The following is a 5525-nucleotide window of genomic DNA, read 5'->3' on the forward strand; positions in this document are numbered from 1 at the left end:
TTCGCGGTCAACTTTTGCTGCAAGCCAACGCCCGCGCGCCGTTACACCGATTGCTCAGCCAGTGGCTACTGATCCTTGAACAAATGCCCAGCGGTCGGCAAGTCCGTTGGTCGCTGGACGTTGATCCGGTCGATCTTTATTAAAGGAACAGCGGCAAGCTGTAAGTTTCAAGCACCAAGACCTTCACGCGGCATGCAGCTTAAGGCTTGAAGCTTGCAGCACCCTTAGCGGACAATACCCAGTTTTTCCACCTGCGCACTGAAGCGCTGCCGCGATTGCGGTCGAAAGAGAAGACCATGAAAGACACCATTCGCCAGCTGATTCAACAAGCCCTAGCTCAACTCGTCACCGAAGGTGTGTTGCCTGAAGGCCTGACGCCAGCGATTCAGGTGGAAAACGCCCGTGACAAAACTCACGGCGACTTCGCCAGCAACATCGCCATGATGCTGGCCAAGCCTGCTGGTATGAAACCACGCGATCTGGCTGAAAAAATCATCGCCGCCCTGCCAGCCGATGAGCAAATCAGCAAAGTCGAAATCGCGGGCCCCGGCTTCCTGAACTTCTTCCAAAACACTCAAGCCTTGGCTTCGCGCCTTGACGCTGCGCTGGCCGACCCCAAGCTGGGCGTGCGCAAATCCGGCCCACTCCAGCGCACAGCTGTCGATATGTCCGCGCCTAACTTGGCCAAAGAAATGCACGTGGGCCACCTGCGTTCAACCATCATTGGTGATGGCGTCGCGCGGGTGCTGGAATTTCTTGGTGACGAGGTGATCCGTCAGAACCACGTCGGCGACTGGGGCACCCAGTTCGGCATGCTAATGGCTTATCTGGAAGAAAACCCGATCACCAGCGATGAGCTGTCTGATCTTGAAAACTTCTACCGGGCCGCTAAAAAGCGCTTCGACGAGTCCCCAGAATTTGCGGACCGCGCGCGTAGCCTAGTGGTCAAGCTGCAAGCCGGTGACCCTGACTGCCTGGCACTGTGGAGCAAATTTAAAGATATCTCGCTGTCGCACTGCCAGAAGATCTACGAACTGTTGAACGTTAAATTGACCATGGCCGACGTGATGGGCGAAAGCGCCTACAACGATGACCTGATCAATGTGGTCAACGAGCTGAGAGCCAAAGGCATGCTGGTCGAGAGTAACGGCGCGCAGTGCGTGTTCCTCGACGAGTTCAAAAATGCCGAAGGCGAGCCGTTGCCAGTCATCATCGTCAAGGCCGACGGTGGCTATTTGTACGCAACCACGGACTTGGCTGCCGTGCGCTATCGCAGCGGCGTATTGAAGGCGGATCGAGTTCTTTACTTCGTTGACCAACGTCAGGCTCTGCACTTCCAACAAGTGTTTGCTGTAGCCCGCAAAGCCGGTTTTGTCACCCATCCAATGGAAATGGAACACATGGGCTTCGGCACCATGAACGGCGCTGATGGCCGTCCGTTCAAAACCCGTGATGGCGGCACTGTAAAACTGATCGACCTGCTCAACGAAGCCCAAGAACGCGCCTACACCTTGGTGAAAGAGAAGAACCCTGAGCTGGCCGAAGAAGAACTGCGCGCCATCGCTAAAGTAGTCGGCATCGACGCGGTTAAATACGCAGATCTGTCCAAGCACCGCGCCAGCGATTACAGCTTTAACTTTGACCTGATGTTGAACTTTGAAGGCAATACCGCACCTTACCTGCTGTATGCCTATACCCGTGTAGCGGGCGTGTTCCGCAAGCTGGGTAAACGTTTCGACGAAGTACAAGGCCATATCGTACTGAACGCTCCACAAGAGCAAGAATTGGCGGCAAAACTGGCGCAATTCGGTGAAGTGCTGAACAACGTTGCCGAAAAAGGTACGCCCCACACCCTATGTACCTACCTGTACGAAGTGGCAGGCCTGTTCTCTAGCTTCTACGAGAACTGCCCAATTCTGAACGCCGAAGATGAAGCACAAAAACAAAGTCGTTTACGCCTGGCAGCCTTGGCTGGCCTGACCCTCAAGCAAGGCCTGGAATTGCTGGGCCTGGAAACTCTGGAGCGCATGTAAGTTGGCCGCCAAGAAAAAACCTGCACCCAAGCGAGGCGCCAGCCGGTATCAGGCGCCTGCCAAAAAGCCGATTCCGGGCTGGTTGTGGCTGGCCATCGGCCTGACGGTCGGCGCGTTTGTCGTGTTTTTGATGAAACTCGAGCCGGGCCAAGGCGACGACGTTAAACGCTCCAAGCAAGAGCCTGCAAAAACGTCGCAAGCGGCTGAAGCCAACAAAACAGCGCCAAGCCCGACTCAGCCGGCCAAACCCAAGTACGACTTCTACACGTTGTTGCCCGAATCGGAAGTCATCGTGCCGCCCGAAGCCGTGCCGGAAAAAACACCACCGGCACAGCCCACCGCGCCACTGGCACCTGTTTCACCTGCTGAAGCGGCCAAAATCGACACCGTACGCGCTCAAGCAGCCTTGAACGGTCTGACCCCTCCACCTGCGCCGCCCGTCGCCAAAGAAGCGCCTACCACCAAGTTCTTCCTGCAGGCAGGCTCGTTCCGCAAACAGGCAGATGCTGACAAAGTGCGCGCACAAATCATCCTGCTGGGCCAAACCGCCGCAGTTGAGTCAGGCACGGTGAAAGACGAAACGTGGTATCGGGTACTGGTCGGTCCGTTCAGCAATCGCGAACAACTGACCGTGGCTCAAAAGCAATTGGCGGGCGGCGGCTTCAATAACCTGTTGCTGCAACAACGCCGCTAAGCCTTGACGTAGGAACTGCCAAGGGGCGAAGGCTGAGATCTTTTCCAGCGTTGAAAGATCGCAGCCTTCGTCCCTGGGCAGCTCCGGACGGATCTCACACTCCATTCCCTCCCCGCTGTTGAAATACTCGCTACAACCCCCATATGTATCTTCATCAGGCATTTTCGCCCCGCTGCGTGGAGACTCTCCCTTGACCACCATCGTTTCAGTACGCCGCCACGGCAAAGTCGTTATGGCTGGCGACGGCCAGGTTTCTCTTGGCAACACCGTGATGAAAGGCAATGCGAAAAAAGTCCGTCGCCTGTACCACGGACAAGTTATCGCCGGTTTTGCCGGTGCCACAGCTGATGCATTCACCTTGTTCGAGCGCTTCGAAGGCCAGCTTGAGAAACATCAAGGCCATCTGGTTCGCGCTGCTGTCGAGTTAGCCAAAGAATGGCGTACCGATCGCTCGCTGAGCCGTTTAGAAGCCATGTTGGCGGTTGCCAACAAAGATGCTTCATTGATCATCACGGGCAACGGCGACGTGGTTGAGCCAGAAGACGGCTTGATTGCAATGGGTTCGGGCGGTGCATTTGCCCAAGCGGCAGCTCGCGCGCTGCTGATGAAAACCGAGTTACCAGCCCGTGAAATTGCCGAGACTGCATTGGGCATTGCTGGCGACATCTGCGTATTCACCAACCACAACATCACTATTGAGGAGCAGGACCTCGCTGAATAAGCCACTTGTCAGGCCAGAGTGCTGGCCCGTATGTGCACCTTAATTAGCTAGAGGAACGCCAATTACTATGTCCATGACTCCCCGCGAAATCGTCCATGAACTTAATCGCCATATCATCGGCCAGGACGACGCCAAACGCGCCGTAGCGATCGCATTGCGTAACCGCTGGCGCCGCATGCAGCTCCCTGAAGAGCTGCGCGTAGAAGTCACCCCGAAAAACATTCTGATGATCGGCCCTACCGGTGTCGGTAAAACCGAGATCGCTCGCCGCTTGGCCAAGCTGGCCAACGCACCGTTCATCAAAGTTGAAGCGACCAAGTTCACCGAAGTGGGCTATGTGGGCCGCGATGTTGAGTCGATCATCCGCGATCTGGCTGATGCGTCAATCAAGCTACTGCGCGAGCAGGAAATCGTTAAAGTCCGTCACCGGGCCGAAGATGCCGCCGAAGAGCGCATTCTCGACGCACTGCTGCCGCCTGCCCGCACGTTTAATGAAGAAGCGGCTTCGTCGTCCCAAGATTCCAACACTCGTCAGTTATTCCGCAAGCGCTTGCGTGAGGGCCAGCTTGACGACAAGGAAATTGAAATCGAAGTCGCGGACGTGGCTGGCGTCGATATTTCCGCCCCGCCGGGCATGGAAGAAATGACCAACCAGTTGCAAAGCCTGTTTGCCAACATGGGCAAAGGCAAGCGCAAGAGCCGTAAGCTGAAAGTCAAAGAAGCCATGAAACTGGTGCGTGACGAAGAAGCCAGCCGTCTGGTTAACGACGAAGAGCTCAAGGCCAAAGCCTTAGAGGCCGTCGAACAGCACGGTATCGTGTTTATCGACGAAATCGACAAAGTCGCCAAACGGGGCAATGTGGGCGGTGCTGATGTTTCCCGCGAAGGTGTGCAACGCGACCTGCTGCCGCTGATCGAGGGCTGTACCGTCAATACCAAGCTGGGCATGGTCAAAACTGACCACATCCTGTTTATCGCCTCCGGTGCGTTCCACCTGAGCAAGCCAAGCGACCTGGTGCCTGAGCTGCAAGGCCGTCTGCCGATCCGTGTTGAGCTTAAAGCACTGACCCCGCAAGACTTCGAGCGCATTCTCAGCGAGCCGCACGCTTCGCTGACAGAGCAATACCGCGAACTGCTGAAAACTGAGGGCCTGAACATCGAGTTCATGCCGGAAGGCATCAAGCGTTTGGCCGAAATTGCTTGGCAGGTTAACGAGAAGACCGAGAACATCGGTGCCCGTCGCCTGCACACGTTGCTTGAGCGCCTACTTGAAGAAGTGTCTTTTAGCGCAGGCGACATCGCCAGCGCACCTGGCGCAGAGCCGATTCGTATTGACGCTGACTACGTGAACAGCCATTTGGGCGAGCTGGCCAAGAACGAAGACCTCTCGCGCTACATCTTGTAAGACACGCAACACCTGTAGCCGCTGCTGCGGGCTGCGATAAGGCCAAACGCCTCAATCGCAGCCTGTACCAGCGGCTATCCTGTTTGAGTGATGACCAAAAGGTTATGACCATGATCCCCAGCGCCATCAACCTGCACAAAGCCTCAAAAACCTTAACCCTCAAGTACCCGACTGGCGAGGAGTACCATCTGCCAGCCGAACTGCTGCGCGTGCATTCGCCGTCCGCCGAGGTACAGGGTCACGGCAAGCCTATTCTTCAATTCGGCAAAATTAATGTCGGCTTGACCAAGGTCGAACCCGCAGGCCAGTACGCGCTAAAACTGACCTTCGATGACGGCCATGACAGCGGGCTCTTTACGTGGGAGTACCTGTATCAGTTAGGGGTACGCCAGCAAGCCTTGTGGGACGACTACCTAGCCGAACTTAAAAAAGCCGGCAAGTCGCGCGACCCGTCGGAGTCCGTTGTTAAGTTAATGCTCTGAGCGCAGCCGCGATAGCCACGGGTTTGCGTGCACTATCAAATGTAGGAGCAGCCGGTCGACGCTCGATTGCCCCAGGTGCTTTTGCTTTATGTAGGAGCGAGCTCGCTCGCGATCTTTTGATCGTTAAAAACAAAAGATCGCAGCCTGCGGCAGCTCCTACAGCCCATCGTTGTGATGTTTTTTGTGTCAC

Annotated in this window: 6 protein-coding genes; all 6 read left to right on the forward strand. The window is 56.0% G+C overall.

The features are described from left to right. Positions 1–143 (forward strand): hypothetical protein (locus AQS70_RS23745; protein WP_162233881.1); only part of this gene is annotated, 143 nt, incomplete at its 5' end. A gap of 153 nt (positions 144–296) precedes the next feature. Then, positions 297–2033, forward strand: coding sequence for an arginine--tRNA ligase (gene argS / locus AQS70_RS07220; protein WP_055102196.1), 1737 nt, complete (start codon positions 297–299; stop codon positions 2031–2033). Between the two features lies 1 nt (position 2034). Then, positions 2035–2727 carry an SPOR domain-containing protein gene (locus AQS70_RS07225; RefSeq protein ID WP_055102197.1) on the forward strand — a complete coding sequence of 231 codons (693 nt, stop codon included), beginning with the start codon at positions 2035–2037 and terminating at the stop codon, positions 2725–2727. Between the two features lie 190 nt (positions 2728–2917). After that, positions 2918–3448 carry an ATP-dependent protease subunit HslV gene (gene hslV / locus AQS70_RS07230; RefSeq protein WP_055102198.1) on the forward strand — a complete coding sequence of 177 codons (531 nt, stop codon included), beginning with the start codon at positions 2918–2920 and terminating at the stop codon, positions 3446–3448. Positions 3449–3515: 67 nt separating this feature from the next. Continuing rightward, complete coding sequence (hslU, locus tag AQS70_RS07235) at positions 3516–4853, forward strand: ATP-dependent protease ATPase subunit HslU (RefSeq protein ID WP_055102199.1); 1338 nt, start codon at positions 3516–3518, stop codon at positions 4851–4853. A gap of 104 nt (positions 4854–4957) precedes the next feature. Then, positions 4958–5335, forward strand: a complete 378-nt coding sequence (locus AQS70_RS07240; RefSeq protein ID WP_055102200.1) for a gamma-butyrobetaine hydroxylase family protein — start codon at positions 4958–4960, stop codon at positions 5333–5335. Positions 5336–5525 lie beyond the last annotated feature (190 nt).

This window comes from Pseudomonas endophytica, assembly GCF_001411475.1.
GTDB lineage: Bacteria > Pseudomonadota > Gammaproteobacteria > Pseudomonadales > Pseudomonadaceae > Aquipseudomonas > Aquipseudomonas endophytica.

Bases quoted from the DNA above. Each gene is read 5' to 3' on its own strand.
- argS (WP_055102196.1), top strand. From the start codon at position 297: ATGAAAGACACCATTCGCCAGCTGATTCAACAAGCCCTAGCTCAACTC.
- hslU (WP_055102199.1), top strand. From the start codon at position 3,516: ATGTCCATGACTCCCCGCGAAATCGTCCATGAACTTAATCGCCATATC.
- AQS70_RS07240 (WP_055102200.1), top strand. From the start codon at position 4,958: ATGACCATGATCCCCAGCGCCATCAACCTGCACAAAGCCTCAAAAACC.